This is a genomic window from Rhodanobacter sp. 7MK24 (assembly GCF_014842995.1).
Lineage (GTDB): Bacteria > Pseudomonadota > Gammaproteobacteria > Xanthomonadales > Rhodanobacteraceae > Rhodanobacter_A.
On record NZ_JACYXL010000001.1, the window covers coordinates 672,489 to 695,900 of the forward strand.

At 66.5% G+C, this 23,412-nt stretch carries 25 protein-coding genes; 4 read left to right on the forward strand and 21 right to left on the reverse strand.

The window, feature by feature from the left end; translation table 11 throughout:
* The first annotated feature begins 64 nt into the window (after window positions 1-64).
* Entirely contained in the window at window positions 65-1,552 is a 1,488-nt protein-coding gene (locus IHE49_RS03070) for an alkaline phosphatase family protein (RefSeq protein ID WP_192154778.1), read from the forward strand.
* Window positions 1,553-1,910: 358 nt separating this feature from the next.
* Window positions 1,911-2,537, forward strand: a complete 627-nt coding sequence (locus IHE49_RS03075; protein ID WP_225578118.1) for a peroxiredoxin — start codon at window positions 1,911-1,913, stop codon at window positions 2,535-2,537.
* A 300-nt stretch (window positions 2,538-2,837) separates the two neighbouring features.
* Here the strand turns inward: IHE49_RS03075 and IHE49_RS03080 are convergent, their stop codons facing one another.
* The 20 genes from IHE49_RS03080 to IHE49_RS03175 form a co-directional block, all read right to left on the reverse strand.
* Window positions 2,838-3,290: a hypothetical protein gene (locus tag IHE49_RS03080; protein WP_192154779.1), complete on the reverse strand. Its 453-nt coding sequence runs from the start codon at window positions 3,288-3,290 to the stop codon at window positions 2,838-2,840.
* A gap of 263 nt (window positions 3,291-3,553) precedes the next feature.
* Window positions 3,554-4,669, reverse strand: coding sequence for a homoserine O-acetyltransferase (locus IHE49_RS03085; protein WP_192154781.1), 1,116 nt, complete (start codon window positions 4,667-4,669; stop codon window positions 3,554-3,556).
* A gap of 1 nt (window position 4,670) precedes the next feature.
* Complete coding sequence (locus tag IHE49_RS03090; RefSeq protein ID WP_192154783.1) at window positions 4,671-5,711, reverse strand: hypothetical protein; 1,041 nt, start codon at window positions 5,709-5,711, stop codon at window positions 4,671-4,673.
* Window positions 5,708-6,169, reverse strand: coding sequence for a cytochrome c-type biogenesis protein (locus tag IHE49_RS03095; protein ID WP_343227541.1), 462 nt, complete (start codon window positions 6,167-6,169; stop codon window positions 5,708-5,710). The genes IHE49_RS03090 and IHE49_RS03095 overlap by 4 nt, the downstream gene beginning before the upstream one ends.
* 110 nt (window positions 6,170-6,279) lie before the next feature.
* A complete protein-coding gene (locus tag IHE49_RS03100; protein WP_192154785.1) occupies window positions 6,280-6,822 on the reverse strand; it encodes a DsbE family thiol:disulfide interchange protein in 543 nt (180 codons plus the stop codon).
* Window positions 6,819-8,798, reverse strand: a complete 1,980-nt coding sequence (locus IHE49_RS03105) for a heme lyase CcmF/NrfE family subunit (protein WP_192154787.1) — start codon at window positions 8,796-8,798, stop codon at window positions 6,819-6,821. The genes IHE49_RS03100 and IHE49_RS03105 overlap by 4 nt, the downstream gene beginning before the upstream one ends.
* The gene (gene ccmE / locus IHE49_RS03110; RefSeq protein WP_192155436.1) at window positions 8,795-9,262 is read right to left on the reverse strand and encodes a cytochrome c maturation protein CcmE; all 468 of its coding nucleotides are present in this window, start codon (window positions 9,260-9,262) and stop codon (window positions 8,795-8,797) included. The genes IHE49_RS03105 and ccmE overlap by 4 nt, the downstream gene beginning before the upstream one ends.
* 23 nt (window positions 9,263-9,285) lie before the next feature.
* Entirely contained in the window at window positions 9,286-9,519 is a 234-nt protein-coding gene (ccmD, locus tag IHE49_RS03115) for a heme exporter protein CcmD (RefSeq protein WP_192154789.1), read from the reverse strand.
* On the reverse strand, window positions 9,516-10,274 hold the full coding sequence (locus IHE49_RS03120) for a heme ABC transporter permease (protein ID WP_192154791.1): 759 nt from the start codon (window positions 10,272-10,274) through the stop codon (window positions 9,516-9,518). The genes ccmD and IHE49_RS03120 overlap by 4 nt, the downstream gene beginning before the upstream one ends.
* 1 nt (window position 10,275) lies before the next feature.
* On the reverse strand, window positions 10,276-10,959 hold the full coding sequence (ccmB, locus tag IHE49_RS03125) for a heme exporter protein CcmB (RefSeq protein ID WP_192154793.1): 684 nt from the start codon (window positions 10,957-10,959) through the stop codon (window positions 10,276-10,278).
* 477 nt (window positions 10,960-11,436) lie between these two features.
* A complete protein-coding gene (gene ccmA, locus IHE49_RS03130; protein ID WP_192154796.1) occupies window positions 11,437-12,072 on the reverse strand; it encodes a cytochrome c biogenesis heme-transporting ATPase CcmA in 636 nt (211 codons plus the stop codon).
* Window positions 12,073-12,136: 64 nt separating this feature from the next.
* On the reverse strand, window positions 12,137-12,544 hold the full coding sequence (locus tag IHE49_RS03135; RefSeq protein ID WP_192154798.1) for a DUF3293 domain-containing protein: 408 nt from the start codon (window positions 12,542-12,544) through the stop codon (window positions 12,137-12,139).
* Complete coding sequence (locus IHE49_RS03140) at window positions 12,537-13,946, reverse strand: NAD(P)/FAD-dependent oxidoreductase (RefSeq protein WP_192154800.1); 1,410 nt, start codon at window positions 13,944-13,946, stop codon at window positions 12,537-12,539. Before IHE49_RS03140 ends, IHE49_RS03135 begins: the two co-directional genes overlap by 8 nt.
* A 288-nt stretch (window positions 13,947-14,234) precedes the next feature.
* Complete coding sequence (gene phbB, locus IHE49_RS03145; protein WP_192154802.1) at window positions 14,235-14,993, reverse strand: acetoacetyl-CoA reductase; 759 nt, start codon at window positions 14,991-14,993, stop codon at window positions 14,235-14,237.
* Between the two features lie 193 nt (window positions 14,994-15,186).
* Window positions 15,187-15,675 (reverse strand): polyhydroxyalkanoate synthesis repressor PhaR, encoded by a 489-nt coding sequence (gene phaR, locus IHE49_RS03150; RefSeq protein WP_192154804.1) that lies wholly within the window; start codon window positions 15,673-15,675, stop codon window positions 15,187-15,189.
* Window positions 15,676-15,807: 132 nt separating this feature from the next.
* Entirely contained in the window at window positions 15,808-17,361 is a 1,554-nt protein-coding gene (locus tag IHE49_RS03155) for a DHA2 family efflux MFS transporter permease subunit (RefSeq protein ID WP_192154806.1), read from the reverse strand.
* Between the two features lie 34 nt (window positions 17,362-17,395).
* Window positions 17,396-18,589, reverse strand: a complete 1,194-nt coding sequence (locus tag IHE49_RS03160; protein WP_192154808.1) for an HlyD family efflux transporter periplasmic adaptor subunit — start codon at window positions 18,587-18,589, stop codon at window positions 17,396-17,398.
* A complete protein-coding gene (locus IHE49_RS03165) occupies window positions 18,586-20,100 on the reverse strand; it encodes an efflux transporter outer membrane subunit (RefSeq protein WP_225578119.1) in 1,515 nt (504 codons plus the stop codon). The genes IHE49_RS03160 and IHE49_RS03165 overlap by 4 nt, the downstream gene beginning before the upstream one ends.
* Window positions 20,101-20,111: 11 nt before the next feature.
* Window positions 20,112-20,636, reverse strand: a complete 525-nt coding sequence (locus IHE49_RS03170) for a MarR family transcriptional regulator (protein ID WP_192154812.1) — start codon at window positions 20,634-20,636, stop codon at window positions 20,112-20,114.
* 75 nt (window positions 20,637-20,711) lie between these two features.
* A complete protein-coding gene (locus IHE49_RS03175; protein WP_192154814.1) occupies window positions 20,712-21,491 on the reverse strand; it encodes a TatD family hydrolase in 780 nt (259 codons plus the stop codon).
* Between the two features lie 178 nt (window positions 21,492-21,669).
* Between IHE49_RS03175 and IHE49_RS03180 the strand changes: the two genes are divergently transcribed.
* Both IHE49_RS03180 and IHE49_RS03185 read left to right on the forward strand, forming a co-directional pair.
* Window positions 21,670-22,257 carry a glycine zipper 2TM domain-containing protein gene (locus IHE49_RS03180; protein ID WP_192154816.1) on the forward strand — a complete coding sequence of 196 codons (588 nt, stop codon included), beginning with the start codon at window positions 21,670-21,672 and terminating at the stop codon, window positions 22,255-22,257.
* A gap of 27 nt (window positions 22,258-22,284) precedes the next feature.
* A complete protein-coding gene (locus IHE49_RS03185; protein ID WP_225578120.1) occupies window positions 22,285-22,776 on the forward strand; it encodes a glycine zipper 2TM domain-containing protein in 492 nt (163 codons plus the stop codon).
* 175 nt (window positions 22,777-22,951) lie between these two features.
* Here IHE49_RS03185 and IHE49_RS03190 read toward each other — a convergent pair whose 3' ends face one another.
* Window positions 22,952-23,386, reverse strand: a complete 435-nt coding sequence (locus IHE49_RS03190) for a cell wall hydrolase (RefSeq protein ID WP_225578121.1) — start codon at window positions 23,384-23,386, stop codon at window positions 22,952-22,954.
* Window positions 23,387-23,412: the final 26 nt, after the last annotated feature.

A 23,412-nucleotide genomic window follows, 5' to 3' on the forward strand; every position in this document is an offset into this window, starting at 1 on the left:
GCTTGTACCGTGGTTAATCAGAGCATGCCTATGCTCGACGGGAACACGGCTTCGAGGTGACGCCATGGGCACGCATGCGAAACGCGGAAGCGGCAAAAAGCCGACCGGGAAACAGCCATCGGGTGCGCAGGGTGCGGCTGCGGGCGGCCTCGGTGCGATCAATTACATCGTTGTGTTGATGCTGGAGAACCGTTCGTTCGACCACATGCTCGGATTTCTGTACGCCGATGCGAACAATGTCTCGCCTGCCGGCCACGCGTTTGAAGGCCTTACCGGCAAGGAATCAAATCCCGACGGCGCAAACGGCACGAACGTCACGGTATCGCAGATCCAGCCGGGGGCGGCGAACGCCTACTTCCTGCCCGGTGCCGATCCCGGCGAAGGTTACGTGGCGACGAACGCGCAATTGTTCGGCAGCAATGCGCCCCCGGCGCCTCCGGTGGCGACCAATGCAGGTTTCATCAACAACTTCGCCGCCACGCTGACCTGGGAGGCTGCGGAAAAGCAGTCGATTCTCGCAGGCACCGTCGCCACCGACATCATGGCGATGCATACGCCTGCCAGCCTGCCCGTGCTGTCGACGCTCGCCCGCGGTTTCGCGGTGTGCGACCAGTGGTTCGGTTCGGCGCCCACCGAGACCCTGCCCAACCGCGCCTTCGTGCATGCGGCGACTTCGCAGGGCCACATGGACGACAAGACCAAGTCGTTCACCGCGCCGACGATCTACGGCCTGCTTTCGCAACACGCCATCGACTGGATGATCTACGGCTACGACGCCGACCCGCTGACCCGGCTGACCTTCAGCGATACCGCGAGCGCGGCGGATACGCACTTCGGCTTGTTCGCCGATTTCCAGGCCGCGGCCAAGCAAGGCCAACTGGCCGCGTATACCTTCCTCGAGCCCAGCTGGGGATCGAGCGGCAACAGCCAGCATCCCAACTACGATGTCGCGCTCGGCGAACAGCTGATCCACGACGTCTACTACGCACTGCGCAACGGGCCGGCCTGGAACGAAACGCTGCTGATCGTCACCTACGACGAGCATGGCGGCTGCTACGACCATGTGCCGCCGCCGACCAACGCTGTGCCGCCCGATGCCACGGCCGGCGAGTTCGGTTTCGACTTCAAGCGCTTCGGACCGCGCGTGCCCTCGTTGCTGGTTTCGCCCTGGATCGCAGCGGGCACGGTGTTCAGGGTGCCAATGGGTGCGATGCCGTTCGACCACACTTCCATTCTCAAAACGGTCGAGCAGCGCTGGGGTCTGCCGGCGCTGACCGCGCGCGACGCGGCGGCGTCGGACGTCGGCGGCGTGCTCACGCTCGCCGCGGCGCGCACGGACGATCCACTCTCCGGGGTCGTGGTGCCCGTGTCGACGGGAACGAACCCCGCCGCCGGGAAACCTTCGCATTTGCAGGAGGTGTACGCCGATCTCGCGGCAACCTTGCCGGTCGCTGCTACCGGGCCTGATCGCACGGCACTGCACACCGAGGACGACTACAGGACGTACATCCGCCGGCGCGTGGCCGCATGGAAGGCGCAGAGAGAGCGTTGAGAACCCGGGCAGGGATTCCGGGTGGATCGGGCATCGAGCAAGGCAAGCGCCGGGTACCCTGTTGGTGCGGACCGTGGGTGCCAGAGGTGCCTGCAGCTATCCTGGAAATGTCCGCTTTCGACCGGCTGAATCCGCGACCCGAGGTGTCACTTCAATGAAACGGCCCAGGTGGTCCCTGTCGACATCCAGGCGGATGAGGGCCTGACTGCCTTTGCCACCCGTGACGGATACGACTGTCCATGTCGATGGGAGAGTAACTTTAGGGTCGAGTCCGACGAACCACTGAAGTAGTTCAACCCGCAAGAACTTTGCGCGGGGCAATCCGCGCAAAGTCGATGCACACACGAGAGGATCGCAAATGAAGACGCGTATTACGGGATCGATGGCCGCGGTCGCCTTGCTGGCGTCGCTGACGGCACTGCCGGCGCTCGCCGCGCTCAAGCCCGGTGCGACGGCACCGGACTTCACTGCCGAGGCGAGTCTTGCCGGCAAGGATTTCAGCTTCTCGCTTGAAGGGGCTCTCAAGAAGGGGCCGGTGGTGGTGTATTTCTACCCATCGGCGTACACCGGCGGCTGCGATCTGGAAGCGCATAGCTTCGCCACCGAGAAGGCCAAGTTCGACGCCGCCGGCGCCACCATCATCGGTGTGTCCGCCGACAGCATCGAGCGGCTGAATGCCTTCTCGTCGGATCCGCAGTACTGCGCCGGCAAGTTCCCGGTAGCCTCCGACCCCAGTGGCAAGGTGGCGGCTTTGTACGACCTCAAGATGACGGCGGCGCAGGCCGGCATCAACGACGTGCGTGGGGTGGCCATCGATCATGGTTTCATCTCGCGCACCACATTCGTGATTGCCAGTGACGGACGGATCGTCGCCACGCTGTCGTCGGAGGCGGACCACCTGCGACCCGACCAGCACGTGGCACGGTCGCTGGCCATCGTGCAGGGCATGCGGTCAGGCAAGATGCCCATGACGGGCGGGCACTGAACAGGCCAGTCCGCTGAATCGGAGCGGGTGGCAGGTGTTCTGGGTGGATTTCGCGATGTGAAACGCGAGCTTGCCCGGGATACCTGTCTGGCGCTGCCGACGCGAAACTGATGTCCGCTTCCCCAAAAGCGGACATCGGCATTTTCGGAGGCAAGAAATGTCGGAGGAAGCGCATTGACCAGCCGTGTCATCCGCATTTCTGTGGTTGTACTTGTTCGATGTGTGCTCGGGTTGTCCATGCGGTGCAGCAGGACACGAAAAAATCGTCGGAATGAGCCCAGTCGCCGAGGGTGCCACGCGTCAATACGAAACCGATTCGACCTTGCCGTCGGTGTTGAAGCTTACGTAGTGTGTTGGAGCCTTGCGCTCGAAGTCCGGTGAGGTGGCGCCCGCCCAGGTGGCATCGATTTTTGCCTGCAGCATTTGATTCGTGCAGGTCTGGGTATTTCCAATGGTCGAGCCTTCCTTGACCTCACAGCGGTAGCCGGCGGCAGCGACTTCGTCGCGAGACATGCCGACGACGATCAGGCCGTGCTCTACATCGATGTTGTACGCGCTATCGGGGTGCGCGCTGACGTAGTCTTCGCGCCCCTTGCTAACGGACTGCATGATGGCGGCATCGTCAGCGCGAATTTTGTTCACGGAAGAGGGGTCCGGGGCTGTCGAATTCGACGGCGGCGGCATGCAGCCGGCCAGTAGACCACTGGCAACTGCATAGAGCGCGACGACGTATCGAGTGGCGAACATCTTCATGGTTTTCCCCTGCGTGAATGCTTGGTTGGAACGGCCGATGCCAGGCAAAGGGTGATGAAAGAGCTCCAACGACTCAACATTACCGCGTGGACGCTCCTCCAGACCGAAGAGGGCTTGGTGAAGACAGTCGCCTTCAAGACGACGTGATGGCAGCGCCCGATTTCACCCCGTAGCTGACCTTTCGGATAGCCTGGGTTGGACAATAGCAGCAGGGTGAACAACACCAGCGTATTGTTCAGGTCGCTGCCGCAATCTCACGAGACTCAAGGCCTCGCCAGGAAGCCGCCGATCGCGCGGCTGTAGTTCTCGATGTCGACCAGGAAGGCGTCGTGGCCCTGCGGTGAGTCCAGCGCCACGAAGTCCACGGCGGCGCCGGCGGCGGCGAGGCCTTCGGCGATCTGTTCCTGCTGCTCCAGCGGGAACAGGATGTCGGTGCTGACGCCGATCACCAGTGCGCGTTCGACATGGATGCGCCTGAGGCCTTCCATCACGTTGCCGTCGCCGTATTCGGCGATGTCGAACCAGTCGCTGGCGCGTGACAGGTAGAGGTAGCTGTTGGGGTCGAAGCTGCGCACGAAGCGGCGGGCGTGGCCTTCCAGATAGGACTCCACCTGGAACTCGAAGCCGAAGGGTTGTTGCTCCTCGCGTTGCTCGGCATCGAGGCGGATGCGCGCGAAGCGGCCGTTCCATTCCATCGCCGAGCGATAGGTGATGACGCCGAGCTTGCGTGCGATGCTCATACCCATGTCGGGATAGCGTTCGCCGTCGCCATGGATGTCGTATCCGCCATTGGCCCAATTGGGGTCGAGCCTGATCGCTTCGCGCTGCAGCGAGCGGATGGCGATGGCGAAGGGCTGCGCCTGCGGCGCGGTATCCACGCTGACATGGGCGCGAACCGTGCCTGGGTGCAGCAGCATGTAGGCCAGTGCAGCCATGCCGCCCATCGAGCAGCCGACCAGGCAGGCGAGGCGTTCGATGCCGAGCATGCGCACCACTTCGTGCGCCGCGTTGGCCACGTCTTCCAGCGACAGCTCGGGGAAGTCCAGCCGGTAGGCCTCGCCAGTGGCGGGATTGATCGAAGCGGGGCAGGTGGAGCCCTTGTCGCTGCCCAGCGAGTTCACGCAGATCACGAACCAGCGGTCGGTGTCGATGGCTTTGCCGGGACCGGCCATGTCTTCCCACCAGCCCGCGGCGGGATCCTCCGCGCTGGACGTCATGTGTGCGCTGGGCGAGAGGCCGGTGAGTACCAGGACGGCGTTGTCGCACGCGGAGTTGAGCGTGCCCCAGGTCTCATAGGCCACGCGTGCGTCGTGCAGTACGCCGCCGCGCTTCATGGCGAAAGGCGAGGGCAGCTTGCAGTAGCGGCGTGCGTCGGCCATCTCAGTGGACCTTGTCGATGGTGATGGCGATGGGCGTCCTGCGGTCGGTGTCCACGACGCCGGCGCTGCCTTCGAGGTCACCCGGCTGTGCGATGGGCTGGCCGTCGTGGCTGATGCGCGCCGCCACGATCACGCGCGCCACCGAGGAAAGTTTCAGTTCCGGCGTCATCGCCATCGTGTCGCTGAGCGTGACGGTGGTGGGCAACGTGCCGGCGGCGAGCTTGGCCACGGCCAGCGGCATCGGCGGACCGCTCACGGCGCGGGCGAACACGTAGAGCTGGTCGCCGGCCTGCAGCTTGTCCTTGAGCGCGGGAGCAATGCTCACCTGTACCGTCAGCATGGCGCCGGTGCTGGCGGCGGCCGCGGGCTCGGTGGAAGATTTGATGCCGGCGCGGGCATCGGCGTTCGCGATCTGTTCCGCCACGGCCTTGGCCACGGTCGAGCCAGGCTCCAGCAAGGGCTGCAGCTTGCGCCACGTGGCGGAGGCGTCCGCGTATTGCGCGTGCTGGAACTGACTGATGCCGAGCAGCCACAGTGCGCGCTGGCTGTCCGGCTGCAGTTCCAGCGCGCGATGCAGCAGGTCGAGGGCGCGACCGTCGATCTGATGATCGTCGCGCGCCATCGAATCGGTTTCGGCCCAGCCCACCATCGCGGCCACGTCGTCCGGAGTGAGCTTCAGCACGTGGTCCCAGGCGTCGCGCGCGTCGGCGGGCTGCTTGAGTGCGGTAGTGGCTTCGGCCAGCAATGCCCAGCCTTGCGCATCGTTCGGCTGCTGCCGGAGATGCTCGTGCAGTTCGGTCAGTGCCTGCTCGAAGTCCATCGGCTTCGGCGCGGCGGCCACCCCGTTGAGGGTCGCGGGCGCGCCGACATGCAGGTACAGCCCGAGTGTGACTAGAGGGAGCAGCAGGGCGATGCCCAGCGCCAGCGCGAACACGCCGCGTGGACGACCGTTGCGACGGCCTTCGCGCAGCAGGGGCACCAGCAGCAGGGCCAGCGCCGTCGCGAGCATCGCGGCGGCGACCAGATAGAACGCAAGCTTCACCAGTCATCCCCCGCATCGGCCGGGTCCGTGCCGGCCCGTTCCGTGTTGGCCATGTTGCCGTCGTTCGCGCCGGCGGCAATGCGGCGTCTGCGTACCGTCACCGCCACCACCAGACCACCGGCCAGCAGGATCGCCAGCGGACCGAACCACAGCAGCCACGTGCCGGGTTGCAGCGGCGGGTCGTACAGCACGAAGTCGGAATAGCGATCCACCAGGTACTGCTTGATCTGCGCGTCGGTCTTGCCCTGCTGCATCAGCTGGAACACTTCCAGCCGCAGGTCGCGCGCGAGGTCGGCGTTGGAGTCGGCCAGATCTTCGTTCTGGCAGACCATGCAGCGCAGCTGCTTCGTCAGGTTCTGGAAGCGCACTTCCTGCGCATGGTCCTTGAACGGCAGCGGCTCGATGGCGCCGGTGGCGGCGAAGGCGTGGCCGGCGAAGATCAGCAGTGCCAGCAGCACGAAATGTAGGAGCGCACCCTGTGCGCGAAGGCTTTTGGCTTCGGCCGCACCAAAGAACCATCGCGCACAGGGTGCGCTCCTGCGCGAGGCGAGTCCGGGTAGACGCGGCTTCACGGCGCCTCCCGCTTCACGGCATCGATCGCCGGTTGCAGTTCCTGCGCGATCACCTCGGGCGTGAGCGGGCCGATGTGCTTGTAGCGGATCACGCCCTTGGCATCGATCAGGAAACTCTCCGGCGCACCGTACACGCCGAAGTCGATGGCGGTGCGGCCGGGCTGGTCGGCGATCACCAGGTCGTAAGGATTGCCGCGGTCGCGCAGCCAGGCCTTGGCGTCGTCGGGCGCGTCCTTGTAGTCGTAGCCCACCAGCACGATGCCGAGCCGGCGGCCGTCGCTCATCAGCACCGGGTGCTCCTCGGCGCAGGCCACGCACCAGCTGCCGAACACGTTGAGCAGGTAGGGCTTGCCGAGCAGGCTGGCCTTGGTGACGTTCTGCTCCGGCGCATCCAGCTTGGGCAACGCAAAATCGGGCGCGGGTTTGTCGATCAGCGGCGACGGCACGTAGCGCGCGTCGTGCCAGGTGTTCCACCAGATGCCGAAGCCGAACAGGCCCACCAGCGCCATGAACACGATGAACGGCACGAAGCGCTTCATGCCGGCGATTCCTGTGGCGAAGCTGCCACGACGGGCGCAGCAGCTTCGGCAGCGATGCGCTTGATGCGGAAGCGGCGGTCGCCGGCGCAGACGAAGCCGCCCAGCATCATCAGCAGGCCGCCGCCCCAGATCCAGCGCACGAAGGGCTTGTAGTACAGCCGCAGCGCCCAGGCGCCCTCGATGTCATTCGCGTCCATCGGCTCGCCCAGCGCCACATACAGGTCGCGGAACACGCCGGCGTCCACCGCCGATTCGGTCTGCACCTGCTCGTGCGAATAGGTACGCTTCTGCGGGCGCATCGTTGCCACGGTGGCGCCGTCACGCAGCACGGTGACCACGCCCTGGTCGGCGTGCCAGTTCGGGCCGACGGTGCGGTGCACGCCGTCGAAGCGGAAGTCGTAGCCGGCCACGCTCTCGCTCTGGCCCGGCGTGAGGCGCACGTCGTGGGTGACGCTGAGCGACTCGGACAGCAGCACGCCGATCACGAACACGCCCACGCCGAGGTGCGCCAGCAACATGCCGGCCATCTCGGCGGGATAGCGACGACCGCGCGGCATTTCACGCCAGCGCTTCAGCGCGTACAGCAGCACGCCCACGGCGATCCACACCGCCGATGCCACGCCCACGATGGCTTTCAGTTGCCCCTGCACGAAGAACGCCGCCACGATGGCGCAAGCCACCGCGGCGATGCCGGCGCGCAACATCACCTGCTTCAGCACGCCGCCATCGGCCTTGCCCCAGTGCAGGAACGGCCCGAGTGGCAGCAGCGCCACCACCGGCGCCATCAGCAGTGGGAACAGCAAGCCGAAGTAGGGCGGCCCCACCGAGATGCGGCCGAGATGCAGCGCATCGCCGATCAGCGGGAACAGCGTGCCCAGCAGCACCATCGCCGACGCCGTGGCCAGCAGCAGGTTGCCGATCAGCAGCGCCGTTTCGCGCGAAACGACATTGAACGGCTTGCCGCCGGCCACCTTGGGCGCACGCAGCGCATAGAGCAGCAGTGAGCCACCCACCACGATGGTGAGGAAGGCCAGAATGAACACGCCACGGCGCGGATCGGAGGCGAACGCGTGCACCGAAGTGAGCACGCCCGAGCGCACCAGGAAGGTGCCCAGCAGCGACAGCGAGAACGCGAAGATCGACAGCAGCAGCGTCCACGCGCGCAGGCCGCCGCGCTTCTCGGTGATCGCCTGAGCATGGATCAGCGCCGCGCCGACCAGCCACGGCATGAAGCTGGCGTTCTCCACTGGGTCCCAGAACCACCAGCCGCCCCAGCCCAGCTCGGCGTAGGCCCACCAGCTGCCGGCCACGATGCCGAGGGTGAGGAAGCCCCACGCCGCGTTCGTCCACGGCCGTGCCCAGCGCACCCACGCCTGCTCCACTTCGCCACCGAGCAGGGCCGCGATGGAGAACGCGAACGCCACCGAGAAACCCACATAGCCCATGTAGAGCACGGGCGGGTGGAAGGTCATGCCCGGGTCCTGCAGCACCGGATTGAGGTCGCCGCCGTCGGCCGGCATCGGCAGCAAGCGCACGAACGGATCGGAGGTGAACAGGATGAAGGCGAGGAAGCCGATCGCGATCAAACCCATCACGCCGATCACGCGCGCGGCGAACGCTTCGGGCAGGCGATGGCTGAGCGCGGCCAGCGCCACCGTCCACAGGTTGAGGATCAGGATCCACAGCAGTAATGAGCCTTCGTGCGCGCCCCAGACCGCGGCGATGCGGTAGTACCAGGGCAGCGCGAGGTTGGAGTTGTCGGCCACGTACTGCACCGAGAAATCGAAATGCAGGAAGGCGTACACGAGGATGCCGAACGCCATCGCCACGAACACCGCCTGGCCGGCCGCGGCCGGGCGCGCCACTGCCATCAGCGCGCGGTTGCCGCGCCATGCACCGACCAGCGGCAACACGCCCTGCGCGATGGCGAGCAGGAAGGCGAGCACCAGTGCGAGCTGACCGAGTTCGGGCGTCATGGGCTCTTGTCCTGCGCGGCGGCTTCCTTCACCTTCGCGTCTGCATGCGCCTTGGCCATCGCCTCCTTCAGTTCCTTCGGCATGTAGGTTTCGTCGTGCTTGGCCAGCACTTCGGTGGCGACGAAGCGCGCGCCGTCCATGTGCCCGGTGGCGATCACCGACTGGTTGTCGCGGAACAGGTCGGGCAGGATGCCGGTGTATTCCACCGGCATGGCGCCGCCGGCATCGACCACGGTGAAAGTGACCTGCAGCGAGTCCTTGCTGCGCTGGATCGAGCCGGCCTTGACCATGCCGCCGAGGCGGAAGGTCTTGTACTGCGTAGCCTGCCCCGACTGCACCTGGCTGGGCGTGAACAGGTAGTTCATGTTCTGCTGCAAGGCGTACACAACCAGGCTGACCGCCAGCATGGCGGCAACCGCGATCACGATCACGAGGGTGAGCCTGCGCTTGCGGGTGGGGTTCATCGGCATGCAGTGGTCCGGCGAGGTCAGGGCGCAGGCGTGGAAGAAGGAGAGCGGCGTTCGCGTGCGACCTGCCGCGCCAGCCGGCCGCGCAGTTCGCGCAGGATGCGGCGGCGGCGCAGCCGCGGCGCCACGTTGTCGGCGATCAGCACGACGAAGAACACGGCGTAGGCAGGCCATACATAGCCTGCGTAACCACCCATCCTGAAGAAAGCGGCGGCTTCGCCGCTCAGGGCGAAGAAGTGCGAGAGCGTGCTCATCGGGCTGCCTCTGCTTGCGCGATCTCGCGCACCCAGTCCTTGCCGGACTCCAGCGCAAGGATGTCGGTGCGCGCGCGCCGGCACAGGCTGGCGGCGTAATAGCACTTGGTGGCCAGCGTCATCGCCAGCAGCGGCCACAGCATCTCCCACGGCATCTTGGAGTGGCCGAAGATACTCACCGTGCTGCCCTGGTGCAGCGTGTTCCACCACACCACCGAGTAGTGCACGATGGGCACGTTAATCACGCCGATGATGGCGAGGAAGCTCGCCGCCCGCGCGCCCTGGCGGCGATCCTCGAAGGCGTGGTACAGCCCGATCACGCCGAGGTAGAGGAACAGCAGCACCAGTTCCGAGGTGAGCCGCGCGTCCCAGGTCCACCACGTGCCCCACATCGGCTTGCCCCACAGCGAACCGGTGGCCAGGGTGATGAAGGCGAAGGCCGCGCCGATCGGCGCCGATTCCATCGCCACCACCTCGGCCAGCTTCAATCGCCATACCAGGGCGATGAAACCGGATACGCCCATCACGGCGTAGACGAACATGCTCATCCACGCGCTGGGCACGTGGATGAAGATGATCCGGTAGGCGTCGCCCTGCTGGTAGTCAGGCGGCGCCAGCACCAGGCCACCGTAGAGCCCGATCACGCCGAACAGCAGCGCCAGCCCCATCGCCCACGGCCGCACCGCGCCGGCGAAGCGGTAGAACGTCGGCGGCGAGCCGAGCTTGTGCAACCAGAGTGGAATCCACTTCGCCATGTCACGAGTCCAGCGCAATGCGTAAGGCCGCCGCGCACGCCAGCGGCGCCAGCACCACGGCGAGGATGAGTGCGGCGGTCAGCCACGCGACCGGAGCGAACCACGGAAGCCCCTCTTGGGCGGCTGTCACCGCGCCGGCCGCGAAGATCACCACCGGCACGCACAGCGGCAGCAACATCAGTGCCAGCAGCATACCAGAGCGCCGCGTGCCGGCCGTCAGCGCCACCAGCACCGCGCCGAGCAGGCTGAGCAGCGGCGTCGCCAGCAGCAGCGCCAGCAGCAGCGCCGGCATCGCCGCCGCGGGCAGGTGCAGCATGCCGGCCAGCAAGGGTGCGATCACGATCAGCGGCAACGCCGTGGTGATCCAGTGCGCGAGGATCTTCATCCCCAGCATCAGCGCCAGCGGCTGTGGCGCCAGCACCAGTTGCTCCAGCGAGCCGTCCTCGATGTCGCTGGCGAACATCGCGTCCAGCGCCAACAGCATCGCCAGCAGCACCGTCACCAGCACCACGCCGCCAGCGATCCGCTGCAGCAACGCCAAGTCCGGCCCCAGCGCAAACGGAAACAGCACCACCACGATCACCGCGTACAGCACCGGCATCGCCAGATCCCCGCGCCGCCGCCAGGCCAGCATGAGGTCGCGGCGAAGCATGGCGGCGCAAGCGCGAGGAAGCGGGGCATTCATGGCGTAATCCCCGGCGATACCGCAGCCCGTATCACCTCAGTTCCCAGATACGGCGCGGCGTGGCTGGTGTGCAGGACGTCTCGTCGGGCGTAGTTCCCATCTCCTCGGCACCGCCTGCTTGTAGTTCCGGCGTATTGAACCAGTCCATTTCTCTTGGCTACTTCTCTTGACTCCGGGTATCCTGCCCGTCGCCCTTCGGGCCGGCTTCGCCGTTCGCCACCGCGCCCAGCGGTGGCGTGGGCCAGCAAAGAGAAGTAACTCGAGCGCCGGCAGGCGGCCGAAAGACCGCCGCAGGCGAGCCAAGATGCGAAAGCGAAAGGTCGTCGCGAGCACCCGCCTCTAACCCTAACCCTCTCCCCAAAGGGGACAGGGGATTTGCTCGCGCGACCGAGGTTGCGCACCTGCTTGCGGCAGACAATTGAACGTTCGTCGCAAGCGACTCCACGAGCGACTACATGCGATGTTCCACGAACACGCTTACCCATGCATGCGTATCCGCTGCGGCTCCCCGCCATGAAACCCCGCCACCCCATGGCTGCTCGCCAATGCCGCGCCCCCCTCGGCGACGTGCCGCTCCAGCAGCCGATTGACCAATGCAATGCCCTGCCGGTCGAGATTCGCGTAAGGCTCGTCAAGCAGCCACAGCGCCGCTGGTTGCAGCAGCAGGCGCGCCAGCGCGGCACGCTTCTTCTGCCCCGCGGAAAGACGCCGCACCGGCTCGTCCTCGTAACCGCGCAGGCCCACTTCACCCAGCGCCGCATCCGGCGTGACGCCGGCGCGGCAACCGTGCAAGCCGGCGGCGAAGGCCAGGTTCTCGCGTGGGCTCAACTCGTGCTTCTGACCCAGCTGGTGGCCCAGGAAAAGGATCTCGTTCGCGCAGGCGTCGCGTTGCAGCGGTGCGCCGCGCCAGCGCAATTCCCCTTCGCTGACGTGCAGCAGGCCGGCCAGCAGGCGCAGCAAGGTGGTCTTGCCGCTGCCGTTGTCGCCCTCGATCAGCGCCAGCTCGCCCGCGTGCAGGCGGAAATCCAGCGGCGCGAACACCGGCTCGTCCTGGCGGTGGAAGCTCAGGCGATGCGCTTCGAGCAGGGGCGTGGCGGCGGAGGATGCGGTCATCTGCCGCATTCTCCGCAATGGCTGGCGAGCTTGTCCATGCGGCGGACTGCCGCCGTAAAGCCGTTCAACCCAGCATGCGCAATTCGGCGGGACCGTCGGCCTCGCCGTGCACGTAGGACAGTTGCGCGTGTTCGCGCATCAACGCGTCCAGCGTGCGCAGATCCGCACCGATCACGAACAGGCTGGGCTCGCTCCAGCCGGTCTGGCCCACGCCGATGGCGGGGTAGACGGCGACCTGCGGCAGCTTGTCCAGGGCATCGACCAGCGCCTGCTGCGCGGCGAGGTTTTCCGCCTGCGGGCGGCGGCGCGCCTGCGGATTCCATGCCGTGATGAAACCCCACGGCTGCCCGCCGACGACGGCCGCCAGTTCGGCCGGCAGCGGCAGGTCGATACGGATCGCCGCCCAGCGCACCGTGTCGAGCACCACGTGGTAGGTGGTGTTGCGGAAGTCTTCGAGCAGGAACTCATTCATGGCGTAGTTGCGCGGGCAGGGGCGTAAGCCGAGCTTGCAGCATGCGCGCCGCCGCGTCGAGGTCGACGGCGTTCGCATCCGGTGCCTCGCGCAGGATTTCCTCCAGCAGCGCATCCTGCATGCGGCCGCGTTCCAGCGCGTAGCTGTAAGGCAGGTGCGTGAAGGTGACCATGCGATAGCGCGCCATGAAGTGCTGCGGCGCGCGTTCGGCCAGCTTCGCGCCCAGTGCGCGCCTGGCCAGGTAATGCGGATCGGCCACCGAGTCGCGCATCTCCACGTAGTTTTCCAGTGCCATCGCGGCGATCGCGTTGGCGTTGGGTTGGCGGATGCGCTGGAACTCGGCGAACACGTCTGTGCTGTCGCCAGGCGCGGCGGCGAGCAGTTCGGTCAGCGTCACCGTGTCCTCGAAGCCGCAGTTCATGCCCTGGCCGTGGAACGGCACGATGGCATGTGCGGCGTCGCCGATGAGCAGGGCGCGTCCGTCCAGGTGCCAGCGGTCGAGGTGCAGCGTGGAGAGTGTGCCCACCGGGTGTTCCGCGTAATCCGCGTCGAAGCGGGGAATCAGCGGCAGCAGATCGGGGAAGTCCGTGGCGAAGAACGCGCGCGCCGCTGTGGCATCGGGCTGGGTGGCAAAGCTTGGGTGCGCGCCGTGTGCCGGCAGGAACAGCGTTACGGTGAAACTGCCTTCGGCGTTCGGCAGCGCGATGCACATGTAGCCGCCTCGCGGCCAGATGTGCAGCGCGTGCGGTTCGATCGCGAAGCGCCCTGCGCCGCCGGCTTGCTGTACCAACGCGGCGGGCAAGGTGTCGGCGGCGGGAATTTCCAGTTCCTTGTAGCCATGGCCGAGGGGCTCGATGCGCTCACCCAGAGGTGCATAGGTGTTCATCGCCGTGCGCAGCGCGGAGCCTGCGCCATCGGCCCCGATCAGCAGGTCGACACCGTGCTCGCGTTTGATACCCGCCTCGTCGGCGAGCCGGATGCGGCGGCCGTCGAAATCCGCGTCCACCAGCGACTGGCCGAAGTGGAAGTGCACGCCGGACGCCTCGGCGGCATCCAGCAGCAGCATGTTCAGCGCGCCGCGCGACACCGACCAGATCACCTCGCTGTCGTCCACACCGTAGCGCTGCAGTCCGCTCGCCCCATCCTGTGCATGCACCATGCGTCCGCGCATCATCACGGCGCGCTCCAGCACCGTGTCGGCCAGCCCCGCCGTACGCAACGCTTGCAGGCCGCGCTCGGCCAGGGCGAGGTTGATCGAACGACCGCCAAGAAATCCTGCGAGACGCGGATCAGGCCGCTTCTCGAACACCTCCACCGCAAAGCCGTGCTTTGCTAGTTGCCGAGCCTGCAGCGCGCCCACCAGGCCGCCGCCGATCAGGGTGATGCGAGGACGTTGCGTCATGTCGCGTTCCGGATGAAGGATCGCGACACTGTTCCGCAAGCGGCGGGGGACTGCAATACGCGGCGCCTCAGCGCCTGCTCGAAGCCTCCGCGCTGCGGCCGCGGCAAAGCGACCGAAGGGCCGGGCTGTTTGCCCGCGTGCCTGCGTCAGCACTTGGACGTGGACGGACGTCCACTCCTCGATTCCTCAAGAATCCATCCATGGACTCTCCCCGCATGCCTTCGTTCTTCCTCGGCCCGCAGGCACAGAGCTCCCGGCGCGGGCCACGCAGAAGCTTTGAGCAGGCGCCTAAAAGCTCATGAAGTACCCGCCGTTCACCGGCAGGTTGACGCCGGTGAGGTAGCCGGCGTCGTCGGCGGTGAGGAAGGTCACGGCACGGGCGATGTCGGCCGGCTGGCCCAGCCGGCCCACCGGGATGCCGGCGATGATCTGGGCGCGGATCTCTGCGGGCACGGCAGCCACCATCGGCGTGTCGCAGTAGCCGGGCGAGACGGTGTTGACGGTGACGCCCTTGCGCGCGGTTTCCCGCGCCAGCGCCATGCTGAAGCCGTGCACGCCGGCCTTGGCGGCGGAGTAGTTGACCTGGCCGAACTGGCCGGTCTGGCCGTTCACCGAACTGATGTTGACGATGCGGCCGAAGCCGCGCGCGGTCATGCCTTCCACCACGGCGTGGCTGGTGTTGAACACGCCGTCGAGGTTCACGCGCATCAGGTCGTGCCACTGCGCGGGCGTCATCTTGCGCAGGCTGGCGTCGCGGGTGATACCGGCGGCGTTGACCAGGATGTCCACGCCGCCGTGCTCGCGCTCGTGGCGGCCGATCATCGCCACACAGGCCTCGTGGTCGCTGACGTCCAGTGCCTCGTAGCGGATGGCGTCGCCGAACACGGCGGTGGCCTCGCCGAAGGCCGCGAGGCGTGCCTCGCTGGCGGGCAGGTCGGCCGCGATCACGCGGCGGCCGGCCTGTGCCAGCTGGCGGCAGATCTCGGTTCCCAGGCCACCGAGTCCGCCGGTGACGAGGGCCAGACGAGTGGCAGAAGATGCGCTCATGGAGGTTCCGTTGCTTTTGCGATCATCCGTGATCGCCGGAATCGAACGGGCAGCCCATCCATGGCCGCGCTTTGAGGTGTTTTTGCGATCATCCCTGATCGCGTGAGTCACACGGGCAGCCATCCATGGCTGCACTTTTCAAATGAAAACGCGCCGCTTTGGGCGGCGCGCTCACGGGACGGAATGGCGGGGATCAGCCGGATTTCTTGCCGCGACCGGCGCCCTGCGGGGTGATCTGCGCGGCGGCGTCGAGCAGGCCGCGCTGCATGGTCTTCCACGCGTCCATGTTGCGCTCGGTCAGTTCGTTCACCATGGCCCAAGGGGTCTGCCCCATCAGGCTGTTGAGCTGGGTGCGGAACTGCTGCTGCTGGTCGAGGAAGACCTGCAGGCTGCGCTCCAGGTAGGGACCCATGAAGCCCTGCAGCGAATCGCCGTAGAAGCGGATGATCTGGCTGAGCAGTTGGGGCGACAGCATCGGCTGCCCCTTCTCTTCATGCTCGGAGATGATCTGCAATAGCACGGAGCGGGTGAGGTCCTCGCCGGTCTTCGCATCGCGGACTTCGAAGTCCTCGTTGTCCAGCACCAGCTGACGCACCTCTTCCAGCGTGATGTAGCTGGAGATCTCGGTGTCGTAGAGCCGACGGTTCGGATACTTCTTGATGGTGCGTTTGTTTTGTGCCATGCGGCGAAACTAGCAGAAGATATTGCGCCGCACCAGTAGACCACTGGCATGCATGTTCGAAAATTGGTCTGCTCTGCGATGGCCGTGGCGCCGCGATGTGCGCCACGGTGGTCTGCAGCAGACGGCGGCGGATCAGTGGCCGACCGCCCCGCCGGCGCTGCCGAACGGGGGCTTGGCGAACCACAGGATGGGGATCAGCAGCAGGAACAGCACCGCGCAGCCCCAGAACACGTCGTTCACCGCCAGGGTGAGCGCCTCGCGGTTCACCAGCTGGTCGATCAGGCCCAGGCTCTGTGTGTGCGGCATGCCGTGCTGCGCGAGGCCTTGCAGGAACTGCGTCGCCGCGGGGTTGGCGTTGCTGACGTCCTCGGTGAGGTTGGCATGATGCAGCTCGCCGCGGTGCTGCCACAGCGTCACCGTGATCGCGGTGGACATGCTGGAACCCATGGTGCGGCAGAAATTGGACAGGCCCGAGGCACTGGCGATCTCCGAGGCGGGCAGGCCGGACAAGTAGATCTGGTTCAGCGGTATGAAGAAGCAGGGAATGGCCATGCCCATCACGAAGCGCGGCACCACCAGCGTGCCGAACGACGCGTTGCTGTCGAAGCCGGCGAACCAGTACGAGGTGAACGCGAAGACGATGAAGGCGAAGGTCACCACCGCGCGCAGGTCCAGCCGGTGCATGTTCTTGCCCAGGATCGGCGACAGCAGGAAGGCCAGCACGCCCACCGGTGCGGTGGCCAGCCCCGCCCAGGTCGCGGTGTAGCCCAGGTCGAGCTGCAGCCACAGCGGAAACACCACGTTGATGCCGAAGAACGCGAACATGCCCAGCGTCAGCGCCACCACGCCAACGGTGAAATTGCGCTGCTTGAACAGCGAGAGGTCGATCACCGGGTGCTTGGCGTGGATCTCCCACATCACGAGGAAGGTAAGGCAGACCAGGGCGACCAGGCCCAGCGTAAGGATCAACGGCGAGGCGAACCAGTCGTGGTCGTTGCCGTTGTCCAGCATGAACTGCAGGCAGCCCACGCCCACCACCAGCAGTACCAGACCTACCGCGTCGATCGGCGCCTTGAAGGTCTTGGTCTCGCGTTTATGCAGGATCGACCAGGTGATCACCGCCGCGGCCAGGCCTACCGGTAGGTTGATGTAGAAAATCCACGGCCACGAGAAATTGTCGGTGATCCAGCCGCCCAGGATCGGGCCGAAGATCGGTGCCACCACCACGGTCATGGCCCACAGCGCCAGCGCGACGCCTTGCTTTTCCTTCGGATAGCTGGTCAACAGCAGGGTCAGCGACAGCGCCACCATCGGGCCGGAGCCCGCACCCTGCATCAGGCGGCAGACCACCAGCATCGGCATGCTGGTGGCCAGGCCGCACAGCATGGAGAACACCACGAACAGCAGCACCGACACCACGAAGGTGCGCACCTCGCCGAAGCGTCGCGCCACCCAGCCGGTGAGCGGCTGCATGATCGCGCTGGCCAGCGCGTAGGAGCTGATCGTCCAGGTGCCTTCGTTGGGGCTTACGCCGAGGCTGCCGGAGATGTGCGGCACGGCCACGTTGACGATGGTCATGTCCAGCACCTCCATGAAGGTGCTGAACGCGACGGCGATGGTGAGCAGCGCCAGCGGGCCGCCGTGCAGCGGCTTCAGCGGTGCGTCGTTTTCGGGCGTGGTGGCCATGCGGGGCTCGCGCTGGTGTCGGGTGCGAAGGGGATCAGCGCGACGTGCCGCTGGCGCCTAGGTTGGCCGCGATCACCTTGTCGGCCTCGGCATCGGCCTGGCTGGCGATGTTGTCGTACACGCTGGTCTCGGCGGCGGGCTGCGCCGGACCGGCGGCCAGCACCTTGCCCTGGTCCTGACTGATGTCCACGGTGACATCGGCGGACAGGCCCACGCGCAGCGGATGCTGGTCGAGCTCCTTGTCGTCCAGTGCGATGCGCACGGGCACGCGCTGCACCACCTTGATCCAGTTGCCGGTGGCGTTCTGCGCGGGCAGCAGCGAGAACACGCTGCCGGTACCGGCGCCCAGGCCGATCACCTTGCCGTGGTATTCCACCTTGCCGCCGTAGAGGTCGGTGGTGATGGTCGCCGGCTGGCCGATGCGGATGTGGCCCAACTGGTTTTCCTTGAAGTTGGCGTCCACCCACAGGTTGTGCAGCGGGATCACGCTCATCAACGGCTGGCCGGGCGTGACGCTGTTGCCGAGCTGCACGCTGCGCTGGGCCACGTAGCCGGAGACAGGCGCCACGATGGTGTTGCGTTGCGCGGCCACCCAGGCGGCGCGGAAGTTGGCGCGCGCCTGCTGCACCGCCGGGTTGTTGGCGGTGTCGGTGCCGGCGATGGCCGCATGCGCTGACTGCGCCTGCGCCTGCGCCGCATCCAGCGCCGCCTGCGCGGCGGCCACGGCATCGCGCAGGTGCTGCACGATCTCGGGCGATTCCGCTTGCGCTGCGACCAGCGGCAGATGGCGCTTGAGATCGGCCTCGGCCTTGCTCAGGTCGATCTTGCGCGCGGCAACCGCGGCGTCGGCGCCGCTGGCGCTGTCGGTCTGGCCGCGCACCTGGCGCACGGCGAGCGCGAGCGCGCTGCGCGCCTGCCGCAGGCGCACGTCGGCGTCGGTGGCATCGAGCTTCACCAGCACCTGGCCGGCATCGACGTGCTGCGTGTCGTCAGTGAGCACCGCGACCACCGTGCCGGGCACCTGTGCGGAGATGCCCACCTGGTTGCCGCCCACATAGGCGTTGTCGGTGTTCTCGCGGGTAGAAAACACGAATTCCCAGAGCAGGAACCAAGCCAGCGCGGCGAGCACGAAGACCACCGTCACGATCAGCAATGCGCGGCGACGCTTGGGTGGATCCTTGGCGGCAAGGCCGCTGTCGTTTTGCTGGGCGGACTCGGTGGCGCTCATGGGCTTGGGCTCCGGTGGCTGTTCGTGGAAGAGGGATTCGTGCCGACGTCGGCGGGCAGGCGATAGCCACCGCCGAGCGCCTTGATGAGGTCGAGATCGGTGCCCAGCGCCTGTGCATGCAGGGCGATGGCCTGATCCCGCTGCTGCAGCCACTGGGCCTGCGCGGCAAGGCTTTCGCGGGCATCAGTCACGCCACGCTGCAGGCGCGACCGCGCTGTGTTGCCAAGTTGTTCGGTGGTGTCGACCTGCTGTTGCTGCTGTTGGCGGGTCGTGGCCAACTGCTCGGCGGCCAGCGCCTGACTGGCGACTTCGCGGACGGCGTGGAACACGCTGGCGTCGTACTGCGCCACCGCGTCGTCGAGCTGGGCGCGGCTGATGCCGTAAGCGGCTTTGAGGCGACCGCCCTCGAAGATCGGCAGATGCAGCGCAGGCGTGAGGCCGAAGACGCGACTGCCTGCGCTGAACACGTTGCCGAGGTTGCCCGAACCGCCGCCGCCGAACAGCGCCGGCGTGGCCTGGTTGGTGCTGGACAACCCGACCATCGCGGTGATGCTGATGTCGGGGAAGAACTGCGCGCGTGCTTCGTCGGTCTGTTTCAGCGCCGACTCCACCTGCCAGCGGCTGGCTGCGATGTCGGGACGGCGCGCGATCAGGTCGAGCTTCGCATCGGCGGGCAGGCCGCTGCGAACCGCCGGGAGTGGACGCGGCGACAGCGCAGGCAATTGTTCGGGCGAGACGCCAAGCAGGGCGGCCAGCGCCACCTTGCGGATCTTCGCCGAGCTTTCCAGCGCCGTTTGCGCCTGCTCCGCGCCAGCAATGCGCGCGCGCGCCTCCTGCACGCTGTCGGGCAGATCCACGCCCTGCCGCACGCGCAGTTCGGCGATTTGCAGCAGACGCTGCTGCACGGCCAGCGACTGCCTGGCCAACGCCAGCCGTGCCTCGTCGGCCAGCCACCCGAAATAGGTGCCGGCAACCGCGTTCTGCAGTGTCAGTGCGGCTTCGCTGCGCTGTGCTTCGGCGGCGTGCGCCTGGTCCAGGGCGCTTTCGATGGCGGCGCGCTTCTTGCCCCACCAGTCGAAGTCGTACTCGAACTGCACGCCGAGGTCGGCCTGGTTGTACCAGGTAAAGCCGAGCAGTTGCGGCGGCATCAAGCCATGTTCGCTCAGACGCTGGCGGGCGACCTGCGCGTTGCCGTTGATGCTCAGTCCCGCCTGTGCGGCGGCAAGCTTCACCGATTGCTCGGCGGTGTGTACGCGGCTTTGCGCCTGTCTGAGGTCGGGCGACTGGCTCAGCGCGGTGGCCATCAGGTCGTCAAGTTGCGGATCGTCGTAGCCGCGCCACCAGTCGGTGGCCGGCCAACCGGCGACGGGAGCGCCTTGCAGGCCGGCCAGCGGCACGTCGTCGCGTAGCGCGGGATGCTGCAGTTTCGGCGGCGCGAATGCGCAGCCACCGAGCGTCAGTGCGACGGCGAGTGCCAGTGCCGCGCGCGGGAAGGGCGGGGCGAAGGTCATCTTGGACTCCTTCATGACGCGCTCTCGGCGTCGAGCTGGTCGAGGTTCTTGGCGAGCTTGCGCAGAAGGCGGCTGAGCTGGCTCCGTTCGGCGGCGCTGAAACCGGCGAACATCGCCTCCACGCGCGGGAACATCGGCGGCAACATTTTCTGCACGAAGCGCCGGCCCGCGGCGGTGATGCGGATCACCACGCGGCGGCGATCTTCAGCGCTGGCGCCGCGCGAGATCAGGCCGCGTTTCACCAGCGCATTGCCGATGCGGGTCATGTTGGTGCTGCCTTGCGAGGTGAATTCACATAGCTCGCCCGGAGTGGAGCTGCCGTCAGGGCTGCTGTACAGGATCATCAGTGTGAGGAATTCGCTGTCGATGAGTTGTTGCGACTTGAGCTTCTCGTCCAGCGCCTCATCCATGCGCCCACCCACCATCAGCATCAGCCGGCACAGACGGGCCTGTTCCACAGGAAGACCAGGAATGGCCTCGAGCATTCGCTCGATGCCTTCGTCCATCATCGCGATGCATTTACTCAGGTGCGCCATTTCATTGGATCATATTTCACTGATGAAATAAATTGTGACGCATGCGGGAACGTCGCGCAAGCGTCGCGTCACATGTCAGGCTCGATCCGGATCGGGCAGGCGGAACAGGCGGCGGGTATTCGCAGCGGTGACAGCGGCCAAGTCGCACTCCGCTTCGCCACGCAGTGCGGCCACGCATCGCAATACATCCGCCACGCGTGCCGGCTCGTTGCGCTGGCCCCGATGGCCCGCATCGGGCTGATCCGGGGCATCGCTTTCCAGCAACAGGAATTCGCTGGGCATGTCGGCGACGATGCGACGCAGGCGTTGCGCGCGGTCGTAAGTCACCGGGCCGCCGATGCCGACCAGGAAGCCGAGCTGCCAGAGTCTTCGCGCCTGTTCCTCGCTGCCGGAGAAGCTGTGCACCACGCCGCGGACGCCGGGATGGCGGCGCAAGGTCAGGATGACCTCCTCGAGTGCCTGTCGTGCATGCACGATCACCGGCAGGTCGAGCTCCCGGGCCAGCGCCAGTTGCCGGTCAAAGTAGTGGCGCTGCAGCACGGGGTCGAGCTCGGCCAGGTGGAAATCCAGGCCGATCTCGCCGATGGCGATGGCGGCGTTCGACGTGCACCACGACGACAATGCGTCGACGTCGCTGAGCGCATGCTGGTGGAGATACAGAGGGTGCAGGCCGTAGGCGGGGAACAGCGCAAGTGGTTGGGTCGCACAGAGGTCGCGGATGCGCGGCCAGCTCGCCGCGTCCACGGCGGGTATCACCAGTTGCAGGACGCCTGCGCCCCGCGCCCGTTGCAGCACCTGTGCGCGATCGGGGTCGAACGCATGGTGGTCGAGGTGGGCGTGGCTGTCGGCAAGCATGACGCGCGTCCGGTTTTCCATGCGATGTGTGCCACGGCTGGCGCTAAATCAACGTGGGGCTAGTGTAACGTTGCGGTCTGACGCTATTCAGACTTGTGAAGGTTCAATGTCGTCGAGCGCCGCAAGAAGTTGCATGCGCATGGTGGCGCGACCGGAACACAAACAGAGGAAAAAAATCATGAAAAAACTGATGGTCAATGCACTCAGCATCGGTATCGTGGCCGCGCTGGCCGTCGGCCTGTCGGCCTGCAACCGCAGCGCAGATGCCGGCACCCAGGTGGCGCAAGCAGCTTCCGCGCCGGCTCCGGCGGCACCCGTGCCGGCTGGCCCGCAGTACGCCCAGGTGGTCAGCGTGACGCCGGTGCGCTCGACGAGCGCGTCACAGCAGGTTTGCCATGACGTGGTGGTCAACCAGACCGCGCCGCCGAAGGATCAGCACAACATCGCCGGCACCGCGATCGGCGCCGTGGCCGGTGGCCTGCTTGGCCATGTGGTTGGCGGCGGCAGGGGCAATACCCTGACCACGGTGGCCGGTGCGGCGGCGGGTGGTTACGCCGGCAACCGCATCGAGAACGCGCACCACCAGCCGCAGGTGACGCAGTCGGTCCAGCGCCAGTGCAACACGGTCGCCGGCAGCGACAAGATCATCGGCTACGACGTGCAGTACGTGTTCAACGGCGTAACCCGCACCACGCGCATGGATCACGATCCGGGCGATCGCGTGCAGGTGCAGGAAGGCGTGACGGCCGTTTCGGACGCCCGTTGATTCCGTGAGTCTCGAAGGAGCAGCGCGATGAATGCATTCATGCGTGGCATTGTTCCGGCGGCGGTGCTTGCGGCTGGTCTGCTGTTGTCCGCCTGCGTCACCGGCCCCGGCTACGGCAATGGCGGCTACCACCCGGGATATGGCCAGGGTCCTGGCGGCGGCTACGGTCGCTGCCAGCAGGGCTGCGGCGTAGTGCAGGACGTACGGCCCGTGTACATCAACAGCGGAAATCCGAATGGCGGCACGCTGGGCGCGGTGATCGGCGCGGTAGCCGGCGGCGTGCTCGGTAGCACCATCGGCAAGGGTGATGGCCGTACGGCCGCCACGGTGGTCGGTGCCGTGGCCGGTGGCGTCGTGGGCAACCAGATCGGACAGAACGCCGGTGGCGGCAGCAATGCCTGGCGCATCGTGATCCGGCTGGACAACGGCCAGTACGCCACGGTGACGCAGCGCGACGATCCGCGCGTGCGTAACGGCGATTACGTGCAGATAGCCAACGGACAGGTCTATCCGATGTGACGGATCGCTGTTCGTTAAATAGACGTCTGGACGTCCAAATGAAAAGGCCCTCGCAAGAGGGCCTTTTTTTTCCATGGTGCAAAATCAGCGTGGCGCTGCTTTGGGCGAAAAGTGCAGCCAAGGATGGCCGTCCGTTTGATTTTTGCGATCACGGATGATCGCAAAAGCATTCCACTCAGTTCACCGCGTAGAACGTGTGGTCGCCGATGGTGATGCCGGTCTTGTTGCGCGACCATGCCGGCGCCACTGCGGCCGTGGCGAAATGGTCGGCGTGCGGCACCAGCATCCGGCGCTTGTTTGCGGGCAGCTGCCAGTCGTGGATCGTTTGGCCCGCGATTTCCCACGCCTTGTGGAATGACTCGAGGCTGTTGATCTGGAACGAGCCTGGTGTGGTGGTGGTGGCGAACTGGTGCGGCGCCATCACGACCTCGCACACCGTGCCGCCCCATTGGCCGCGTTCGCGGCGGCGCATCGCCACTTCGGCAACGGCCATCTGGCCGTCGATGGGTTGGCTACGCGCCTCCAGGTACACCGTCGTCGCCAGGCAGGCCTGGTTTGCGACGGGTTGTGGCATCAGGGTAGTCAGCCACAACAACATGGAAAGTTTCATTTCTGCCTCCAGCGTGCTGTACGCGC

Coding starts and splice junctions, on each gene's coding strand:
- IHE49_RS03070 (WP_192154778.1), top strand. CDS start 65: ATGGGCACGCATGCGAAACGCGGAAGCGGCAAAAAGCCGACCGGGAAA.
- IHE49_RS03075 (WP_225578118.1), top strand. CDS start 1,911: ATGAAGACGCGTATTACGGGATCGATGGCCGCGGTCGCCTTGCTGGCG.
- IHE49_RS03080 (WP_192154779.1), bottom strand. CDS start 3,290: ATGAAGATGTTCGCCACTCGATACGTCGTCGCGCTCTATGCAGTTGCC.
- IHE49_RS03085 (WP_192154781.1), bottom strand. CDS start 4,669: ATGGCCGACGCACGCCGCTACTGCAAGCTGCCCTCGCCTTTCGCCATG.
- IHE49_RS03100 (WP_192154785.1), bottom strand. CDS start 6,822: ATGAAGCGCTTCGTGCCGTTCATCGTGTTCATGGCGCTGGTGGGCCTG.
- IHE49_RS03105 (WP_192154787.1), bottom strand. CDS start 8,798: ATGACGCCCGAACTCGGTCAGCTCGCACTGGTGCTCGCCTTCCTGCTC.
- ccmE (WP_192155436.1), bottom strand. CDS start 9,262: ATGAACCCCACCCGCAAGCGCAGGCTCACCCTCGTGATCGTGATCGCG.
- ccmD (WP_192154789.1), bottom strand. CDS start 9,519: ATGAGCACGCTCTCGCACTTCTTCGCCCTGAGCGGCGAAGCCGCCGCT.
- IHE49_RS03120 (WP_192154791.1), bottom strand. CDS start 10,274: ATGGCGAAGTGGATTCCACTCTGGTTGCACAAGCTCGGCTCGCCGCCG.
- ccmB (WP_192154793.1), bottom strand. CDS start 10,959: ATGAATGCCCCGCTTCCTCGCGCTTGCGCCGCCATGCTTCGCCGCGAC.
- ccmA (WP_192154796.1), bottom strand. CDS start 12,072: ATGACCGCATCCTCCGCCGCCACGCCCCTGCTCGAAGCGCATCGCCTG.
- IHE49_RS03135 (WP_192154798.1), bottom strand. CDS start 12,544: ATGAATGAGTTCCTGCTCGAAGACTTCCGCAACACCACCTACCACGTG.
- IHE49_RS03140 (WP_192154800.1), bottom strand. CDS start 13,946: ATGACGCAACGTCCTCGCATCACCCTGATCGGCGGCGGCCTGGTGGGC.
- phbB (WP_192154802.1), bottom strand. CDS start 14,993: ATGAGCGCATCTTCTGCCACTCGTCTGGCCCTCGTCACCGGCGGACTC.
- phaR (WP_192154804.1), bottom strand. CDS start 15,675: ATGGCACAAAACAAACGCACCATCAAGAAGTATCCGAACCGTCGGCTC.
- IHE49_RS03155 (WP_192154806.1), bottom strand. CDS start 17,361: ATGGCCACCACGCCCGAAAACGACGCACCGCTGAAGCCGCTGCACGGC.
- IHE49_RS03160 (WP_192154808.1), bottom strand. CDS start 18,589: ATGAGCGCCACCGAGTCCGCCCAGCAAAACGACAGCGGCCTTGCCGCC.
- IHE49_RS03165 (WP_225578119.1), bottom strand. CDS start 20,100: ATGACCTTCGCCCCGCCCTTCCCGCGCGCGGCACTGGCACTCGCCGTC.
- IHE49_RS03170 (WP_192154812.1), bottom strand. CDS start 20,636: ATGGCGCACCTGAGTAAATGCATCGCGATGATGGACGAAGGCATCGAG.
- IHE49_RS03175 (WP_192154814.1), bottom strand. CDS start 21,491: ATGCTTGCCGACAGCCACGCCCACCTCGACCACCATGCGTTCGACCCC.
- IHE49_RS03180 (WP_192154816.1), top strand. CDS start 21,670: ATGAAAAAACTGATGGTCAATGCACTCAGCATCGGTATCGTGGCCGCG.
- IHE49_RS03185 (WP_225578120.1), top strand. CDS start 22,285: ATGAATGCATTCATGCGTGGCATTGTTCCGGCGGCGGTGCTTGCGGCT.
- IHE49_RS03190 (WP_225578121.1), bottom strand. CDS start 23,386: ATGAAACTTTCCATGTTGTTGTGGCTGACTACCCTGATGCCACAACCC.